An 18,418-nucleotide genomic window follows, 5' to 3' on the forward strand; every position below is an offset into this window, starting at 1 on the left:
TCACGAACTGCCGCAACATGACGGGCCGTCAGCTCGCTACACTCGGAAAGAGGCACCTGACCAGCCACGATAGCGAACTACCGCTGGAGTACTAGGAGGGGATCGCGCGGATCAGGGTCAACGAACCGTCCAGGAAAGGCTGTTGGCGCAGGGCGCCGTGGTGTCGGTCCCAGGCGCCCGACTCGATGTCGCGGCGCAGCGCCCCGACATACCGCTCGCGCTCGTCGGCCGCGACGAAGCTCCACGCCGAGCATGCCTGCCGGGCGGCCGGGTCGAGCAGTCGCTCGGGGCGGGCGTAGTACGCCTCGTTGAAGCCGTCCGTGCAGTCCGCGGGGATCGGTACCGGCCGTACGGAGACCTGGCCGCCCAGCGTCCGGGCGACGGTCTCGACCGACGGGTAGCGGCGGGCCTCGGTCTCCAGGACGTCGGGGGCGTACTCGTACAGCCAGAACTCCCGTACCAGGTCCGGATCGCACGTCAGTATCACCACCGGGCCGCGTGCCACGCGGCGCATCTCGCGGAGTCCCGCCTCGGTGTCGCTCCACTGATGGATGCTGAATGTGGTCATCGCCGCGTCGAAGGAGTCGTCCGCGAACGGCAGGTCCTCGGCCACCGCGTCGACGGCGGCCGGCAGATGCGCGGGGCGCTGCGCGCGCATGGCCGCCGACGGCTCGACCGCTGTGACGTCCAGGTCCGTCGACTCGTACGAACCGGCCCCCGCACCGACGTTGACGACCGTCCTCGACAGCCCGAGCGCCGCGGTGATCCGTGCGGCGATCCGCGCGTCGGGGCGACGGTGGTCGGTGTAGCCGCCGCCGATCGCGCCGTAGTCCGCGTCCCCCGCGCTGCCGTCCGCTCCCCTTTTGTTCATGCCAGGAACATAGCAAACGGGCCACCCTCAGACATGAAAGGGCACCGTGGTGACCACGACCTTGCGCAAGGGTCGCAGCGCCCGGCGCAGACGGGCGGCGGTGCGGCTGTGCAGAGCGCTGTAGCGCCGCTGGCGCACGACGACCTCCGGGAGGATCACGGTGAGGGTCAGGTCCGGCCGCTGGTGGTGCAGTGCCTCGATGTAGTTGACCAGCGGTGCGACGACGGCGCGGTACGGGGAGACGAGTTCCTGGAGGGGCAGATGGTCGCCCCACAACTGCCATTGGCCACGGAAGCGTTCGGCCTCGTCGGCGGCCGTGCTGACGTGGATGACAAGGACGGGCTGCTGGAGCGAGGCGGCGTACGCGAGCGCGCGCATGCCGGCGCGGTCGAGCGTTTCGATCAGTACGAGGGTGAAGTGCCGGACCTCCTCCGGCACTTCCTCCGTCTCCTCGGGCCGCTCCTCCGCCCTCCCAACCTCTCCGTTCGGCGCGAAAGCCTGCGGGGCGCGGGGGTGACTGGGGTCCCGCGAACTCTCGACCCCCTGGATCGGCACCTCGACACGGGGCGCGATGGTGCGGCGCGGGAGTTCGATCGAGTGCCGTTGGAGTCGCAGCGCGGCGGCGACGGTGTCGTAGTGGCGTCGGATGTGCGTCGTGACGTAGAGGAACAGCGCGACCGCCACGAGCGCGACCCAGGCACCCTCGGTGAACTTGGTGATGCCCGCCGTGATGAGGACGATCGAGGAGAGCACGCCACCGACCGCGTTGAACAGCAGGCTCTTGCGCCAGTGACGGTCCCTCAGGCGCCACCAGTGCACCACCATTCCGGCCTGCGACAGGGTGAAGGCGAGGAAGACGCCGACCGCGTACAGCGGGATGAGCGACGCGGTGCGCCCGTCGAACGCCACGTAGACCAGCCCCGCCAGGACCGACAGCAGGATGATGCCGTTGCTGAAGGCGAGACGGTCGCCCATCCGCGCGAAGAGGCGGGGCGCGTGGTCGTCACGGGCGAGCAGGGACAGGACGCGCGGGAAGTCGTTGAAGGCGGTGTTGGCCGCGAGGAGCAGTACGGCGGCTGTGGCCGCCTGCGTGAAGACGTACATCGGGCCCGAGCCGAAGCTGAGGTGTGCGAGCTGCGACAGCACCGTCTCCTTGGACTCCGGCAGGATCCCGCCGAGGTGGACGATGACGATGATGCCCGCGAACAGGACGATGAGGAGCCCGACCATCCAGGTCAGCGTGGTACGGGCGTTGCGCCACTCGACGGGCTTGAACGCCGGGACCGCGTTCGAGATCGCCTCGATGCCGGTCATCGCCGTCGCGCCGGACGCGAAGGCCCGCATCACGAGGAGGATCCCGAGCCCTTCGGTGGCGTGGATGGGTGGGTGGGGCACCGCGTGGAAGCCCCGGTCGGCAGCGTCGGCGAGGCCGGCCGCGATCAGCGCCAGCATCGCGATCACGAACGCGTAGGTCGGCGCGGCGAAGATCGCGCCGGCCTGCCGGATCCCGCGCAGGTTGCAGGCGAGAAGGACGGCGATGGCGGCGACGCCGAGCGGTACGACGGACGAGGCGAGCGACGGCAGGGCCGAGGTGATCGCGGCGACACCGGCGGATACGGACACCGCCACGGTCAGGATGTAGTCGGTCATCAGCCCGGCGGCGGCCGTGAGCCCCGGAACGCGTCCCAGGTTGTCGCTGGCGACGATGTAGGAGCCGCCGCCGCGCGGATAGGCACGGATGGTCTGCCGGTACGAGACGCCGATGGCCAGCATCAGGAACACGATGGTGGCGGCGACGGGGGTCGAGTAACCGAGTCCGGCGGTGCCCGCGAGAACGAGGACGGCGAGCAGCGCCTCCGGCCCGTACGCGACGGAGGAGAGCGCGTCGGCGGACAGGACGGGCAGGGCGACCAGTTTGCGCATCCGCTCGCGGGCGATGGCCGTGTTCGCCAGCGCGGGGCCCAGCAGCAGGCGGCGCATCCGGTACACGGCACGGGTCCGGTCGACGGGGGCCGGCGGAGGTCCCTCGCCCGGCGGCGCGCCGCCGGGGGGCGCAGGGGGTGCCGCGGTACGCGACGCCGAAGGGCCGAACGGGGAGACCGGAACGACCCGTCCGAAGCGGGCGGGTCTGATCTGGGCCGGTGCGGGGAGGCTCCCCAGGTCCGGGTCGACGGGCAGCGCGCGCCGCCATACCTCGGGTCCCGCCGACACCCGCCGCCACTCACGTCCCACGCTGCCCAGCACGCGTAGTTGCTGTGCGTCGAGTGCACGGAGGGGGGTGCTGCCCGGTACTGCCGCGCTCCGTGTGCTCTTGGTGTTCGAGTTGTTACCGCGAGTGCCCGACATGCCGCAAGTGTGACGGAATGCCTATCTCATGGGTGGGAGTGACGCCCGGAGGTTACGGCCGACGCTCCCCCGCCCTCCGTTACGTCACCGCTTGCCGCGCCGGATCCAGTGGCCCCGTCGCTGACGCCGGAGCGCGGGCGGTGTCGCGCGCGGCGGCCCGCCCGACGGCTGGGCCGACTCTGCGGGCGCCGGCCGGCCGGATGTGCGCTCAGCCGGCCGCTGGAGGGTGTCGAGGGCGTAGTTCGTGGTGGCGATGCAGTTCACGAGCTGCTCCTCGGTGAAGTCCTCCGACCCGGGCACATGCGGAACGAACCCGATCAGCGCCCCTTCGTTGACGATCTCCGCGTCGAGCCCGGCCGCCCCGTCCATGTCCCAGAGCGCCTCGATCCGGTCGTCGAGGACGACCCGGATACCGAATTCGTAGACGCCCGCGTGCACCAGATGCGCCATGACGCCGCGGGCACGAAGCTCCTCGGTCAGACGCGCGGCGCGATCCGAGTCCATACGGAGCACCTCTTCACGTACGACGTTTCCGGGCCCACGCCGTCCCCTCATGGGGGCGTCCGGAAGCCCTCGTCCTTACCACGGTACCGCTCCCCCAGGCGATACGGCGCGGCACACGGCGCACCCGCGACCCGCCACGCGCGCCTGCGCCGCGCCCGATCTCACACCTCCGGTGCCCGTATCCACTCGGCGCTTCGCCCGAGCATGGGCCCCTCTCGTCAGATGGGCCCAGTAGTGGGCCCAGAGGCCCTGCGTCTGGGCCCGGACGGCTCCTTACCCTCCAGTCCGATCGGGTGAACGACTCAAAGCTGGGGCGAGGAGCTCGGATGAACACCAGTCGCTACGCTCACAGAGCGCGCGGGCGCGGTGAGGCAGGTCAGGGTGGTGTCGAGTACGTCGCGATGATAGGCGTCGTCGCGGCGATCATCGGCGCGATCCTGGCGCTGACCGTCCCCACCGACACGGCCGTCGCCCTGGAGGACGCGGTGTGCCGGATCGTCAACGCCGGTGACGGCGGCGAGGGTTGCGACTCCGGCGACGGTGACGGGGAGGACGGCGGCGGAGGTGGCGGCGGGGACGGCGACATACCCGAGGGCCCGCCCGACGATCCGTTCCAGCCCGCCAAGTGCCTGCTCTCCCAGGATCAGACCAAGACCACGGTCGTCGTCCAGATCCTGTTCATCAAGATCAGCAGCTCCGAGCAGATCAAACTCCAGCAGTGGTCCGACGGCACCGTCACCCTGGAGCGCGTGACCGAAAGCGGGGGCGGGGTCACGGCCAGCATCTCCGCGGGTATCCCCGGTCTGAAGGAGTGGGGCGGCAGCGCCTCGCTGAGCGGCAGTTATATGAAGGGCAGCGGCAGCGGCGGTCAGTGGCTGTTCAACGGCAACAAGACCGGCGACCCGCAGAAGGACCTGGAGCTGAACCTGGCGGACGCCAAGCAGTTCACCGAGTATCTGAAGGCGCAGGGCGAGTGCAACTCGCGCCCGGCCGGGCCCCGTTCCTCCGAACTCGGCATGATCTGCGGCTACCACGCCGACAAGAAGAAGCCCGACCTGCCGCCGGAGAAGGCGCCGGATGTCGACATCACCAAGACGAGCACCGAGGTGTCGGGCGGGGTGAGTTTCGGCAAGTCCTTCACGAAGGGCAAGGGCGGGAAGGACAAGGACGGCAAGCCGACCGACCTCGGCAATATCTCGGGCGAGTTCGGCACCGGCACCATGACCGAGGACGTCGTCGTCATGCGCGCCAACACCGGCCCCGACGCCGGCAAGATCACCTTCGTCTACACCTTCAGCGTCGACGCCAAGGGCGGCGAACTCGCCCAGGGCAAAGCCACCCGCATGCAGCAGGTCGCCGTCACCTACGACGCGAAGACGTTCGACCAGGAGGAGAAGGACGGCAAGGAACACCGCCCCGAGAAACTGGTCATCACCACCAGCCAGGAGAACGGCGAAGGCGCCGGCGTCCAGGCCGGAGCCGGCGCCAACATCCCCGGAACGCCCGTGACCATCGACGTCGGCGGCGGTGGCGGCACCATCAACTCCAAGATCCACACCGAGTCCGCCGAGGTCGTGCTGGACAACGACACCGACAGCAAACTCGTCGAGGACTGGCTGCGCGGACGCGGCGACTTCCCCGCCGGCGACGCCCTGCCCACCCCCTCCGACGCGGCGGAAGCACCCGGCAGCGACGCCGGACCACTGGAACGCCTGCTGCACGACAAGGGCAAGCTGTCACGCCTCGACTACAACGCCAACACCGACTGGTGGAACGCCTCACTCGGCATCGGCTTCGGCATCTCCGCCGGACAACTCACCGCAGGCTTCAAACTCTTCGGCATCGACATCACCCACGAAGAGAAGAACCAGACCATCACCGGGAACCCCACCTACGCCACCGGACCCAAAAACGGCGGCGCACGACCCTGGGTCGAATGGAAGAAGTGCACCCAGACGAAGCCGATTCCCTGACCGCTGATCAGGAGGCGGACCATGAACCGTCGCGGGCGCCGGTACCCCCCTCGGGCCGGTCTCCGGCCACCGGCCGGCGCCCGCGGCACCCGATGCCCCGGAGCCGGCATGGCGGTTCCGGGGCATCGCCTACCCTCCGCCTTCGACGGAACAGCGGAGACCGGTGCAGCGGTGTCCGGTGGGGCGGAGCACCGGAGCACCGGGCGTGGGCAGTTGGCGCGCGGCGTACGACCGCGTGCGGGCGTCGCGCGACCTGTGTGAGCCCTGACCCGATCCGGTCTCACACGGCTAGGCTGAGATCGACGCCCGTGAGGGAGGGGATGCTGTGGACGGCGGCGTGGTGGGGCTGCGGATCGCGTCCGCGGTGGTCGTACCCGTACTCAAACGGCTGTTACTCCCGGCCGCGAAGGTACCGGGCGCGGAGTTCGGCGAACGCCCGATCCCGATCCGCCGGCTGGTCGCCTTCGGCAAGGAGCACCGCACCCTCACCGAGGACGATCTGCACAAGCTCACCCGCGAGTTGGTGCGCCGCGCCGTCCGGGCTGCCGGGCCGCACGACCCGCCGGTCGGCGCCGACGAGCACGACGCCGTCGGCCAGGCCCTGACCCGCACCCTGCACGCGCTCGGCGATCTCGACATGGACGACGTCCACGCCTTCGGGCTCGGCCCCGAGCGGCTGGCCGCCGAACTGTCCCGGCGCGCGGGCCCCGACACCCGCCGGCTCCTGAGCGACGACGCCGCCCGGTTCCACGACCGGCTCCTGGAGACGGCCTGCGTGCATCTCGTACGCCTCTTCAGCCAACAGCCCGGCTTCGCGGCCCGCGCCCAGATCGAGCAGAGCCGCGAACTGCGCGCGCAGAGCGCGAAGTTGGACCGCCTGCTGGACCGGCTGCCGGACATCAGCCGCCTGGACGCCGACTTCGAGGAGGCGTACGCGCGCTACATCGTCGAGTGCCACGGCCGGCTCACCATCTACGGCGTCGACCTGCGCGAACCGGACGGCCAGGACTGGCCGTTGGAGTCCGCGTATCTGAGCCTGGAGGCCATGCCGTACCGCGGTGGGACCGATCCCGTCCATGTGGTCAGCGGCGAGTCGGGCGTCGACCGGGACACCGAGACCGAGCGCGCCGGCGGCCCGGCCGAGGCCCTTCTCGCCAGCCATGAGCGGGTACTGCTGCGCGGAGTCGCCGGCACCGGCAAGACGACGCTCGTCCAGTGGCTGGCCCTCGCCACGGCGCAGCAGGACCGGGTGCCCGGCGGTCTGCCGCAGCTGTACGGGCGGGTGCCGTTCGTCCTGCCGCTGCGCGCGCTGGTACGCAAGGACGCCGACCTCCCGATGCCCGAGGACTTCCTGCGGTGGATCGGCTGTCCGCTGGTGGGCACCGAGCCCGACGGGTGGGCGGCGCGGGTGCTCCAGCACGGGCGCGGCGTGCTCCTGATCGACGGGGCCGACGAGATCCCGAAGGGCGAGCGGGCCCGCGCCAGAGCCTGGCTCAAGAAGCTGATCGCCGTCTTTCCGGGCAATCTGTGGCTGCTCACCTCCCGCCCGTCGGCCCTCGACCGGCAGTGGCTCGCACGAGAGGGCTTCCAGGAGTTCACGCTCACCCCGATGCGCCCCGCCGACATGCGCCAGTTCATCCGGCGCTGGCACACGGCGGCCAGGGCCGCCGAGGAGTTGGGCGAGTCGCTGACGCTGTCGCTGCGCAGCAGCCCCGAGTTGAGCCGGCTGGCGACCAACCCGCTGATGTGCGCGCTGATGTGCGCCCTGCACCGGGAGCGCCGCGGCTTCCTGCCGCAGGGCCGCGCCTCGCTGTACGAGGCGGCGCTGTCCATGCTGCTGGAGCGGCGCGACCTGGAGCGTGAGGTGTACGGTCGCGGCCACCGCCCGGAGTTGGACCAGAAGTCGGCCACGGAGCCGCTCCAGCGGCTGGCGTACTGGCTGCTGCGCAACGAGCGGACACAGCTGGAACGGGCGGACGCGGTCGACGTGGTGCGACGGCTTCAGCCGTCCGTACCGCGTCTCGCCGAAGTCGGTACGCCGGAAGAGGCACTGCAACTGCTCCTGGAGCGCTCGGGCCTGCTGCGCGAGCCCGCCACCGGTGCGGTGAGCTTCATCCACCGGACCTTTCAGGACTTCCTGGGTGCCAGGGCGGTGCTGGAGGAGCGCGACATGGGCATGCTGGTGAACAACGCACACGTGGACCAGTGGGAGGACGTGGTTCAGATGGCCGTCGCACAGGCAAGACACCAGGAACGCGCCGACCTCCTGACCCGTCTGCGGGAGCGGGGCGACCGGGAGAAGGACGCGGCGGTGCAGGCGCGGTTGCGGCTGCTCGCCCTCGCCTCCCTCGAACAGGCCACCCGCCTGGAGCCGACGGTGCGCGAGGCGATCGAGGACCGGGCCGCGCGGATGCTGCCGCCGCGCAGCCTGCGCGAGGCCAGATCGCTGGCCCAGACAGGCCCGTTGCTGCTCGGTCTGCTGCCCCGCGCGAAGGATCTTCAGGGCGACGAGGAGCTGGCCACCGTCCACGCGATATGCCAGATCGGCGGGGACGCAGCGATCCCCCGGCTGCGTGAGTTCCTGGAGACGAGCCAGTCCGCCGTCCGGGCACAACTCCTCGACCACTGGGACCGGTTCGACACGCTGGTGTACGGCGAGGAGATCGTACGGCCGCTTCTGGAGACGGCTCCGGACGAGGCGGTGACCGTTCGCTCGCACGCCGAGCTGGACGCCCTGCGCACCATGTCCGGATATCAACGCGTCGGCCTGCGCGGTGATTTCAGCCCCGAGGAGATCCGTACGTCGCTGAACCCGCGCCGGCTGCGCGAGCTGCGGCTGCACAACACGCTCCAGCTGGAGGACCTGGAGCTGCTGTCCGTCTACCCCGAGCTGGAGACGCTGGCGCTCCAGGGCTGCCGGAATGTGAAGGATCCGACGCCGCTGACCCGGCTGCCGCGTCTGCGGCGCCTCGAACTGCGGGATCTCCCCCAGTTCGAACCCCTGCTGAAGCTGTCGGACTGCCCTGCGCTGGAAGGGCTGTTGGTCGGGTCGGAGGTGCCGTGGCGCGGGCTGTCCGACCTGCCGCGCGCCGCCGAGCTGCGCCTGCTGTCGCTGCCGCCGGCGGCGGCGCAGCTCGCGGGAATCGTGCGGTGCCGGGGGCTGGAGGAGCTAAGGCTCCAGGACGCCAGCGATCGGGTGACGCCCGACGAATGGGGTTCACTGCTGGGCGAGTTGCCGGATCTGCGGAGGCTGAGCCTGTCGCCGCAGCAGCTCAGCATGCTGCTGTTCGCGCCGCGTACGGAGATTCCGCAGGTCACGCATCTGACGGTGCGGGCGAGGGCGGGTGCGGCGGTGCCGCTGCGGCGGATCGCCAGGCGGTTGCCGGGACTTGAGGAGATTCATCTGTCCCAGGTCTCGGAGCTGGACCTGGGCTCACTGGCCGGGCTGCGCCGACTGCGCCTGGTCCGGCTCTCGTACGCGGGTGAGATACGCGGGGCGGACGCGCTCCCCGACAGCGTCGAACTCGACATCCATCCGCATCCCTGACATGGACGCTTGGGCGGGCCAACCGCTGGAGCCGAGGGGCGTCCTGAGCCGCGCTCTCTCCCGAGTCCCACCTGTCACAACCACGTGACAGAGTGTTGTATCGACCTGGCGAGGAAGTTACCCGGCCGGTAAGTTCTATGATTCCAGGCTCAATTGGTATGGATGTCCGCGGTTGGTGTCTCGGGGAAGCGGTGCCGTCCACCTCCGGGCTCGTGGCTGCCGGTCGGCGACGGAGAAGGGGGCGTGACGCGACCATATGCGCTCGACGGACACGTCACCGCTCCACGGCCGCGATCCGCTGCTGCGCTCGCTCGTCCCCCGGCTCATCGGTCTGGCGTACGACGAGAGGTCACGTACCCCCAGGGAGCACCACGGTGATCTGCCCGTGGTGCTGGTGACGGGCCATCACGGCATGGGACGCAGCGCGGTCCTGGCGGACGTGGCGGCGCACTACCGGGACCGGCTCCCGCTGTCCCACGTCAAGGTCGTGCCGACCGAATCGGGAGCGCTGCCGTACGGCCCCGCCCACGGCACCGAGGCCACCGCGTCCACCCTGGTCGGACTTCTGGCGGAGCTGGTGTGCGGTCTCGCGCCGGAACTGCGGCACCGTTTCCCGGTCCTGACACCCGGTCTGTTCGCGGTCTCCGGCTGGGACCGCGGCAACTCCGAGCAGCGCGACGCGACATGTCTGCTGCACGCGCGGCTGCTGCTGGCGTGCCGGCTCGCCGGCGGGGACGCGGACACGCTGCGGCACACCTGGGCCACCGCTGTCGAGGGCCGGCTGGCGGCTCCGCACGGCGACGGGATGGAGCGGGACCGGGAGGCGGTCACCGGGGCCGTGGTGGCCGAGTACACCGAGCGGTACGGGCCGGTCGCCGCCCGCGCGTGGTACGCGCGCCGCTTCCCGCCGGGCGCGGACGGACAGGATCCGCTGCCGCTGCTCGGGGAGTGGTTCCAACAGGGAGGTGACTACCGGGACTTCGCCGAGCAGAGCCTGATGGCGGCCTTTCTGCACGATGTCGCCGCCTCGTACGGCAGGCTCCGGCGGTGGAACCGGGAGCCCTGGCCGCTCGTGCTGCTCGACGACGCTCATCTGACAGCGGGTCAGGTATTTCTGGATCTGCTGCTGAAGAACCGCGCGCTGCCCGAACGCCCCGACCACGAGGAGCTTGTCGTCGTGGCCACCCGGCTCGGCGATCTGCCGGAGGCGGAGGAGGCCGAGGCCGCGATCCGGCGTGAGCTTCCCGATCTGGTGAAGTCGTCCGGCTGGGAGCGCCGGGGCCGCGCCCCGTCCGCCGGTCTGCTCGCCGTGCCGCTCGCGCCGCTGAGCCGGGACGACATCCTGCCCCTGCTGGTGCCGGACCGGCCGGCCAGGCCGCTCCACCCGTATCTGGCCTCCGCCGTGCACTCGCTGACCGGCGGGCATCCGGCGGCGACCACCGTGCTGTGCGCCGCGGTTCTGGACGCCACCGAGCGGGGCGTCGCCGTGGAGCCGCGCGGCCTGCTCGAACTGACCACGAGGGACGGCCGCGCGGTCACCGAGGTGCTGCTGGAGCGGCTGCTTCCGGACCGGCGCCAGCGCGACCGGCTGACGCTGCTCTCCCTCGCCCGTGACAGCACGGCGGCGGAGGCGCTGGCGGCCCATCTGCGCTTCCAGGGGCCGGACCAGCTCCCCGCGAACTCGGCCACCGACTATCTGGAGGACCAGCACTGGCAGCGGCTCACCCGCCCGGACGAGCCGCTGGTCGCCGACACCCTGTTGCAGACACTGCTCGTGCACGAGGCACGGCGCACCTCACGGACGGCCGACGCGGGCCGGAACTGGCAGGAGATCCACCACTTCCTGCGGATCCACCACACCCAGCGTGGCGAGAGCGGAGAGGCGGACGCGCTGCGGCACACGCTCGCGACCGGGAACGCCGAGACGGTCGTCGCCACACTGGCCGAGGAGTTCCAGTCGGAACAGGACGAACAGGCCGCCACACACTGGGTGTTGTGCCTGCGGTACGCGGCGACGGCACCCACACCGCCGGCGCCGCCGGCCGGGGAGTGGATCGACGAGCGGATGCAGGTGGCCCTCGGCGCGCACGACGGCCGGTACGCGGAGCTGGACGACATCGAGCGCTGCGTCAACAGGCTGCTGCACGCCCTGTGGCACGTGTTGGAACCGCACGCCGAGCCGGACCCCGACATGTGCCGGGCGGTCGGCGAGGAACTGGCGTACCTCTCACCACGGCATCGGTCCTGGCACGCGGTCCTCGGGCAGGCCGCCCGCAGCTGGCCCGTCGCGGCACGCAAGAAGCGCCCGTTACCCGTCCCCGGAGAGTGAGGAGGAAGAGATGCCGGCCCGTCTGTTGCGTCGACACCCCCGCGAGTGGGGTCCGGTCGACTGGCTCACCGTCCTCGGCCTGGGGGCGCTGGCCGCCGTGGCGATCGCGGTCCTCGTCAACGTCCTGCGGGGTCCCGGCCCGTGCGGTGACGATCTGGAGGAGATCGGCGGCGACTGCGTCGGTGTCACCGCGGGTGCCTTCGAGGCGGATCCGGAGATCGCGAGCCTCATCGAGGCGGTGGCGGACGAGAACACACGGGTGCGCGAGGGCTGGGAGTCGCCGTCGAGCGGGCCCAAGATCCCGTACGTACGGATCGCGTTGATGATGCCCTTCACCGCCGACGAACACAGCGCGATGACAACGGACATGATCCGCAGGGGACTTGCCGGCGCGCTGGCGGCGCAGCGGCAGGCCAACTCCTTCGGCGGACCGCACTACCAGTTGCTGCTCGCCCCCGACGGCCGGAACCTCGACGCGTGGGAGCCCGTCGTCGACCGGCTCGCCGAACTGTCCAAGGACACCAGCGCGCCGCTGGTGGGGGTGACCGGGATCCCGAGCAGTACGCCGGAGACGCGGGACACGATCGCGGCGCTGAGCAAACTCAAGATCCCGACGGTGGGCCCGGTCATCACCTCGGCCGACATGAACTCCACGTACTTCTTCAAGACCTCCCCGAACAACGACCAGTTCGCCCGTGCGCTGAAGCTGTACCTGGACCGGAACCCGCAGGACCGCAAAGGATTCATGGTCTGGGACAACCGCGACGAGGACGTCTACTCGAAGAATCTGCGCGGCGTCTTCGAGAAGCACTTCAACGACACGTACGACCTGTCGAACCACAGCTCCAACTTCATCGGCTCGTCGGGCACCGCCGAGGGCATCCCGCAGCGGTTCAGCGACGCCGTGCAGAAGATCTGCAACGAGAAGTCGGACACGGTCTTCTTCGCCGGCCGCGACCAGGACCTGCCCGCCTTCGTCGCGCGCCTCGCGCAGGAGGGCGATTGCGGGCGCACCTCACAGCTGCGCATCCTCAAAGTCGGCATAGGTCTGGAGCCGACCCTCACCGCGAACGCGCCCCGGCGGTGGCTGGAGGAGGCGCGGGCCACGATCGTCGACGCGTCCGCCGTCGATCCCGCCTGGTGGAGCGAGGGGGCCGAGCCGAAGAAGGCGCTGGGCCGGTTCCTCGACAGGTTCAGGGAGTTGGAGGCCGATCACGAGCTGGGCGACAAGCCGCTGGACGACGGGTACGCCGTCATGTATCACGACGGCTTCACGCTGCTCGCGGACGCCGTGGACCGTACGTTCACGGAGATCAACGAGAACGAGGACGACAGCCGGACGCGGGGCGGGCTGTATCTCCCCTCGAAGGACGACGTGTACCACACGCTGGTCATTCCCAGCATCTCCGGCAGCACGTGCACGTCCTGTCTGGTGGGCGCCGCCGGGACGTACGGCTTCGAGGGACCGGACGCGAACGACCAGTGGGCCGTCTGCAAGCCCGTGCCCGTAGTGGAGTTCCCGGCGCGAACGGATACCGGCCGGGACCCGCTGCCCGTCTACCACACGTACCGCGGCGCAGCCGAGAACACCTGCCCCTCCTGAGCCGACGTCTGCCGCTCGGGCGAATCGGACAACCCCTGGGGCGAGTTCCAGCAGGTCCGGGGCCCGCACGTATGATCCGCCGGGAACGGGGAGGGGCGTGGTGGCGACGTCGAGGAGGCCCGACCGGGCCGGTGGACGACAGGCACGGCAGAGTCGGCAGGGACGGTACGAGACCGGGGACGACGGGCCGCGCGACAAGGACAAGGACAGCTGCCTCGAAGGGGCCGCCGACCAGTGCGTCATGTGCCGGCAGTGCTGCCCACCGATGTGGGTGAGCGCGCTGCCGGCCGTCTTCCTCGCCCTGCTGCGCCGCCCCTCGTCCGGCCAGGACCCGGCGGCGCCCCGACCCGCCGGGCGGTCGGCCGGTGCGATGTACGCGGCCGTCCGGCACTACCGGGCGGAGATCAGTCCGGCTCGGCCGCCGTGCTGCCCGTACACCCCGAGCTGTTCCACGTACGCGGTGCAGGCCCTGCACCGGCACGGCGCGCTGCGCGGCGGGTTCCTGGTGCTGGGCCGGCTGCTGCGCTGCCGGCCGGGCGCGGCCCGCCGCCGGGGCGGCCGGGACCCGGTACCGGCCGCGCGACGGCCGAGTCAGGTCACCGTCCGAGACAACCAGCCATGGACTAAAGAGAGTTGAAGGCCCGTCAGTGAAGACCGCCATACGCCGCTGGGCCCCCTACGTGGCACTGTCGTTGGCCCTCGTGCTCGCCGCCGGCTACGGGTGGTACCGGATGAGCGACACCGGAAAGGGCTGGCGGTACGAGGAGAGACTTGAGACGTTCTGCCACGGGCTGATCCCGTACGAGGAGTCCGCCGGGTTCACCGGGAAGGAGGGATCCCGTCTGTCGCGGGACTACCGGGCGGGCGGATCCGAGGGGGACTACGACTCCTGCACGGTCTCGGGCCTCGACCTCACCATCGGCCGGATCCCCGACTCCACGCTCAACGGCGACTCCTCCGGCGTCTTCGACCAGCTGGACGAGGGTGAGGGGGACACCCCGCCCGTACCTCTCGGCGGCGGCTGGCGCGGCTACACCGACCTCGACAACACAGCTGTCGTCCTGGCCTGCGACAACAAGGCCGGGGCGGTCGTCGTGACCGCCTACCACGACAGCACGGAGGACACGTCGCGGGCCGGCGGTGTCGCCGAGCTCGTCGCCGCGACCGCGGTCAAGGCGGCGGCGGACTGGAACTGCGACGCGAAGGCCGGCGGCCGCATACCGCGTCCGGCCGCCACGGTGGAGTGGGGGTCCCGCATCGACGCGAAGGGCACCTGCGGAGGGATCCCGCTGCGTGACCAGGAGTGGGTGGAGTGGATCAAGGATGCTCCGGCGAGCGGGACAGCCCCTCTTGAGCGCTGCGTGCTCGGCAACCTGAAGGACGGCGGCGAGCCCTTGCTCGATCTTGAGGCCGCGTTCGGTCCCTTCGCCCAGCGCCTGCGCTCGGACGATCCCGACGTCGGCACCTTCAAGCGCGACGCGGGTGGCTCCGAGGGCTTCTACTGGGCGACCGCCCGCTGTCCTGGGGACGGTCCGCGGGCCGCCTTCTGGGTCGATCCCGCGGAGTACGTGCACATCGACAAGTCGGCGGACGCCTTCGCGAAGAAGGCTCTCGTCGCGTTCGCCGAAAGCAGGGCTGAGCAGCACGGCTGCACCGACCTCAAGCTGCCGCCCGCCTCGTCGTAGGATCCCGCCTCTTTCCGCGCCGCCTGCGTCCAAGTCGTCCGCTGATGCGGGATGCTGACGGGACGACGGGAGGAGCGGTGGTGCGGTGATGAGGGACACGGACGTGATCGTCGTCGGCGCGGGCGCCGCCGGGCTCTCCCTCACGTACCGGCTGTGCTCGCCTTCGCCCGGCCGTCCGATCCCGGACGTGACTCTGATCGACGCCCCGGCCGGCCCCCTGAGGCCGCCGGAGCGGACATGGTGTTTCTGGGAGACCTCCCCCGGTGACTTCGACGGCGCGCTGACCGCGTCCTGGGAGGCGCTGCGCGTACGCGGGCGGGACGGGACGGCGGGTGTCGGGCGGCCTGCTCCGTTCCGCTACAAGATGCTGCGGTCGGGGGCCTTCGAGGAGTTGCTGGCCGGACGGCTCGACGGGCCCGGGGCGCCCTGCCGGGTGACGGCCCGGATCGACGCCGTCAACGACACGGCGTCCGGCGCCGAGGTGACGGGCGTCGCCGCCGACGGGAGTCCGCTGACGCTGCGGGGCCGTTGGGTCTTCGACTCGCGTCCCCCGCGTGTCCTGCCGCCCGCGCGGACGACGCTGCTCCAGCACTTCCGTGGCTGGTTCGTCCGCACCGAGCGGCCGGTGTTCGACCCCCGGACCGCCGATCTGATGGACTTCCGGACTCCGCAGCCGCCGCACGGACTCGCTTTCGGATACGTCCTGCCGACCAGCGCCCATGAGGCGCTGGTGGAGTACACCGAGTTCTCCCGTGAGGTGCTGGACGACGCGGGGTACGACCGGGCACTCAGGCGCTACACCGAACAGGTCCTCGGGCTGGGCCCGTTCGAGGTGACCGCGTCCGAGCAGGGCGTCATCCCGATGACCGACGGGCGCTTCCCGCGCCGTGTGGGCCGTTCGGTGTTCCGTATCGGTACCGCGGGCGGTGCCACCCGCCCGTCGACCGGCTACACCTTCGCGGCCGTGCAGCGGCAGGCGCGGGCCGTCGCCGCCGCGTACCACGCCGGACGGGTGCCCGAACCGCCGCCCGCCTACTCCGCGCGAGCCAGGGCGATGGACGCGGTCCTGCTGCGGGGGCTGGACAGCGGCCGGGTCGACGGCGCCGCGTTCTTCGATGGGCTGTTCCGGCGCGTACCGATGGAGCGGCTGCTCCGTTTCCTGGACGGGGACACCGCACCGTACGAGGACTTCGCGATCGGTCTGCGCACCCCGGTCGGGCCGATGCTGCGCACCGTCGCCGAACTGCCCTGGCTGCCTCGCCGGGCACCGAGAGGGAAGGACGTCGGATGACGCTCCTGCACGACGCGGAACTCGCCTCCGCGTTCGACCATGCCGCACTCGCCTACGACCGGCTGGTCGCCGTCAACCCCGGTTACCACGCGCATCTCAGGCGCTCCGCGCGACGCCTGCGGCTGCCCCGTGGCGGCGCCGGTCTGCGGCTGCTCGACCTCGGCTGCGGGACGGGCGCGTCGACAGCCGCGCTGCTGACCGCCGCCCCGCACGCCGAGATCGTGGCGGTGGACGCGTCGGCCGGGATGCTGGAGCGGGCGGCCACCAAGGCGTGGCCCGCGGGTGTCTCGTTCGTCCACGCCCCTGTGGAGCGGCTGGCCGACGCGGGCGTCACCGGTCCGTTCGACGGTGCCTTCGCCGCGTATCTCTTCCGGAACGTCACCGACCCGGACGGCACGCTCGCCGTCGTACGGTCCCTGCTCGCGCCGGGCGGCCGGATCGGTGTGCACGAGTACGCGCTGGGCGGGCGCGCCGTGGACCGCGCGGTCTGGACGGCCGTGTGCAAGGGCATCGTCCTCCCGGCCGGGCGGCTCGCCGGTGACGCGGACCTCTACCGTCATCTGTGGCGCAGCGTGGGCGAGTTCGACACGGCGCCGGCCTTCGGCGACCGGCTGCGGCGCGCCGGGTTCGCGGATGTGCGGGTGCTGCCGTTGCCGGGCTGGCAGACGGGCATCACGCACACCTTCGTGGGGCGCTCGCGGTGACCGGCCGCACCGCACCCCGACGAGGGCGGGACCACCTCGCCGGGGTGGTCCGTCCGGCGCCGGGGCGCGCCCGGTTCGGCGGCGGTGACGCGCCGCACGCGGCGGTCGTCGGGGGCGGCATCGCGGGCCTCGCCGCCGCGACCGCGCTCGCGGAGCGCGGGGTGGGCGTCACGCTGTACGAGCGTGAACAGGCCCTCGGTGGGCGGCTGGCCGGGTGGCCCATCACGCTGGCCGACGGTTCGACGGCCACGATGAGCCGGGGCTTCCATGCCTTCTTCCGGCAGTACTACAACCTCCGGGGGCTGCTCCGGCGGGCCGATCCCGGCCTCGGCATGCTCAGCGGGCTGCCGGACTACCCGCTGTTGCACAGCGGGGGCCTGTGCGACAGCTTCGCGCGGGTCCCGCGTACGCCGCCGTGGAGCGCCCTGGGATTCATCGCGCTCAGCCCCAGCTTCGGCTGGCGGGATCTGGCCCGGATGGATCCGAGGGCCGCGCTGCCCCTCCTGGACGTGCGGGTGCCCGAGGTGTACGAGGAGCTGGACAAGGTCAGCGCCCAGGACTTCCTGTCCGGGATCCGCTTTCCCGAGGCGGCGCGGCATCTGGCGTTCGAGGTGTTCTCCCGCAGCTTCTTCTCCGATCCGGCCGAACTGTCCGCCGCCGAACTGGTGTTGATGTTCCACATCTACTTCCTGGGGTCGAGCGAGGGCCTGCTCTTCGATGTGCCGGACGAGCCCTTCCCCGCCGCCCTGTGGCAGCCGCTCGGCTCGTATCTCACCGGGCACGGTGTCGAGTTGCGTACCGGCACGGCGGTGGAGGAGGTGGCGCCGGCGGCGGGCGGCGGTCTCACGGTGACGGCGGGCGGTCGGCCACGACGGTACGACGCCGTGGTGCTCGCGCTGGACAGCGGCGGGCTGCGCCAAGTGGTCGCCGACTCACCCCAGTTGTGCGACACGCGGTGGCGGGCGCGGATCGGACGGCTGCGCAGCGCCCCGCCGTTCCTGGTGTCGCGGCTGTGGCTGGACCGTCCGGTGGCCGCCGACCGGCCCGGTTTCCTCGGGACGAGCGGATTCGGCGGGCTCGACAACGTGAGTGTGCTGGACCGATGGGAGGGCGAGGCGGCGCGGTGGGCGGCCCGTACGGGCGGCTTCGTGGTCGAACTGCACGCGTACGCCGTCGCCCCCGGCGCCGACCGGGCCGCTCAACAGCGGCTGCTGGTCGAGCAGTTGCACCGGGTGTATCCGGAGACGCGGGACGCGAAGACCGTCGACGCGCGGCACGAGTGGCGCGCGGACTGCCCGCTGTTCCCGGTGGGCGGTTACGGCGATCGTCCCACCGTACGTACGCCGGACCCGGCCGTCGTGGTGGCCGGCGACCTCGTCCGTACCGATCTGCCGGTGGCGCTCATGGAACGCGCCGCGACCACGGGCTTCCTGGCCGCCAACGCGCTGCTGGAGGGGTGGGGTGTGCGCGGTCAGACGCTGTGGACCGTGCCGGACAGGGGTCGGTCGGCCGGGCTGCGCGCGCTGGTACGACTGGCCCGGCGCCGCTGACATCGGGCCGGTCGT

At 71.4% G+C, this 18,418-nt stretch carries 12 protein-coding genes; 9 read left to right on the plus strand and 3 right to left on the minus strand.

The genetic code is table 11. The annotated features are described in order from the left end of the window. Window positions 1-91: 91 nt before the first annotated feature. The 3 genes from ACIBLA_RS27160 to ACIBLA_RS27170 form a co-directional block, all read right to left on the minus strand. Window positions 92-871, minus strand: coding sequence for a class I SAM-dependent methyltransferase (locus ACIBLA_RS27160; protein ID WP_363242575.1), 780 nt, complete (start codon window positions 869-871; stop codon window positions 92-94). Window positions 872-898: 27 nt separating this feature from the next. After that, the gene (locus ACIBLA_RS27165) at window positions 899-3,217 is read right to left on the minus strand and encodes an APC family permease (RefSeq protein ID WP_399200148.1); all 2,319 of its coding nucleotides are present in this window, start codon (window positions 3,215-3,217) and stop codon (window positions 899-901) included. 84 nt (window positions 3,218-3,301) lie between these two features. Next, the gene (locus tag ACIBLA_RS27170; protein ID WP_363242573.1) at window positions 3,302-3,721 is read right to left on the minus strand and encodes a hypothetical protein; all 420 of its coding nucleotides are present in this window, start codon (window positions 3,719-3,721) and stop codon (window positions 3,302-3,304) included. A 326-nt stretch (window positions 3,722-4,047) separates the two neighbouring features. Here ACIBLA_RS27170 and ACIBLA_RS27175 point away from each other — a divergent pair, with 326 nt between their 5' ends. The 9 genes from ACIBLA_RS27175 to ACIBLA_RS27215 all read left to right on the plus strand — a co-directional run bounded on the left by ACIBLA_RS27175 (window position 4,048) and on the right by ACIBLA_RS27215 (window position 18,403). Next, entirely contained in the window at window positions 4,048-5,694 is a 1,647-nt protein-coding gene (locus ACIBLA_RS27175; RefSeq protein ID WP_399200149.1) for a hypothetical protein, read from the plus strand. Window positions 5,695-6,019: 325 nt separating this feature from the next. Continuing rightward, window positions 6,020-9,241 (plus strand): NACHT domain-containing protein, encoded by a 3,222-nt coding sequence (locus tag ACIBLA_RS27180; protein ID WP_363246248.1) that lies wholly within the window; start codon window positions 6,020-6,022, stop codon window positions 9,239-9,241. 256 nt (window positions 9,242-9,497) lie between these two features. Continuing rightward, window positions 9,498-11,570 carry an ATP-binding protein gene (locus tag ACIBLA_RS27185; protein ID WP_363246247.1) on the plus strand — a complete coding sequence of 691 codons (2,073 nt, stop codon included), beginning with the start codon at window positions 9,498-9,500 and terminating at the stop codon, window positions 11,568-11,570. A gap of 10 nt (window positions 11,571-11,580) precedes the next feature. Further along, a complete protein-coding gene (locus ACIBLA_RS27190) occupies window positions 11,581-13,173 on the plus strand; it encodes an ABC transporter substrate-binding protein (RefSeq protein ID WP_363246246.1) in 1,593 nt (530 codons plus the stop codon). Window positions 13,174-13,273: 100 nt separating this feature from the next. After that, window positions 13,274-13,810: a membrane protein insertion efficiency factor YidD gene (yidD, locus tag ACIBLA_RS27195; RefSeq protein WP_363246245.1), complete on the plus strand. Its 537-nt coding sequence runs from the start codon at window positions 13,274-13,276 to the stop codon at window positions 13,808-13,810. Between the two features lie 10 nt (window positions 13,811-13,820). Further along, entirely contained in the window at window positions 13,821-14,858 is a 1,038-nt protein-coding gene (locus tag ACIBLA_RS27200) for a hypothetical protein (protein WP_363246244.1), read from the plus strand. Between the two features lie 88 nt (window positions 14,859-14,946). Then, window positions 14,947-16,149: a lycopene cyclase family protein gene (locus tag ACIBLA_RS27205; protein ID WP_363246243.1), complete on the plus strand. Its 1,203-nt coding sequence runs from the start codon at window positions 14,947-14,949 to the stop codon at window positions 16,147-16,149. Next, window positions 16,146-16,853 carry a class I SAM-dependent methyltransferase gene (locus tag ACIBLA_RS27210; RefSeq protein WP_363246242.1) on the plus strand — a complete coding sequence of 236 codons (708 nt, stop codon included), beginning with the start codon at window positions 16,146-16,148 and terminating at the stop codon, window positions 16,851-16,853. The genes ACIBLA_RS27205 and ACIBLA_RS27210 overlap by 4 nt, the downstream gene beginning before the upstream one ends. Beyond that, window positions 16,850-18,403: an FAD-dependent oxidoreductase gene (locus ACIBLA_RS27215; protein WP_399200152.1), complete on the plus strand. Its 1,554-nt coding sequence runs from the start codon at window positions 16,850-16,852 to the stop codon at window positions 18,401-18,403. The genes ACIBLA_RS27210 and ACIBLA_RS27215 overlap by 4 nt, the downstream gene beginning before the upstream one ends. The last annotated feature ends 15 nt before the right edge of the window (window positions 18,404-18,418 follow it).

Source organism: Streptomyces sp. NPDC050433 (genome assembly GCF_044458565.1).
Taxonomy (GTDB): Bacteria; Actinomycetota; Actinomycetes; order Streptomycetales; family Streptomycetaceae; genus Streptomyces.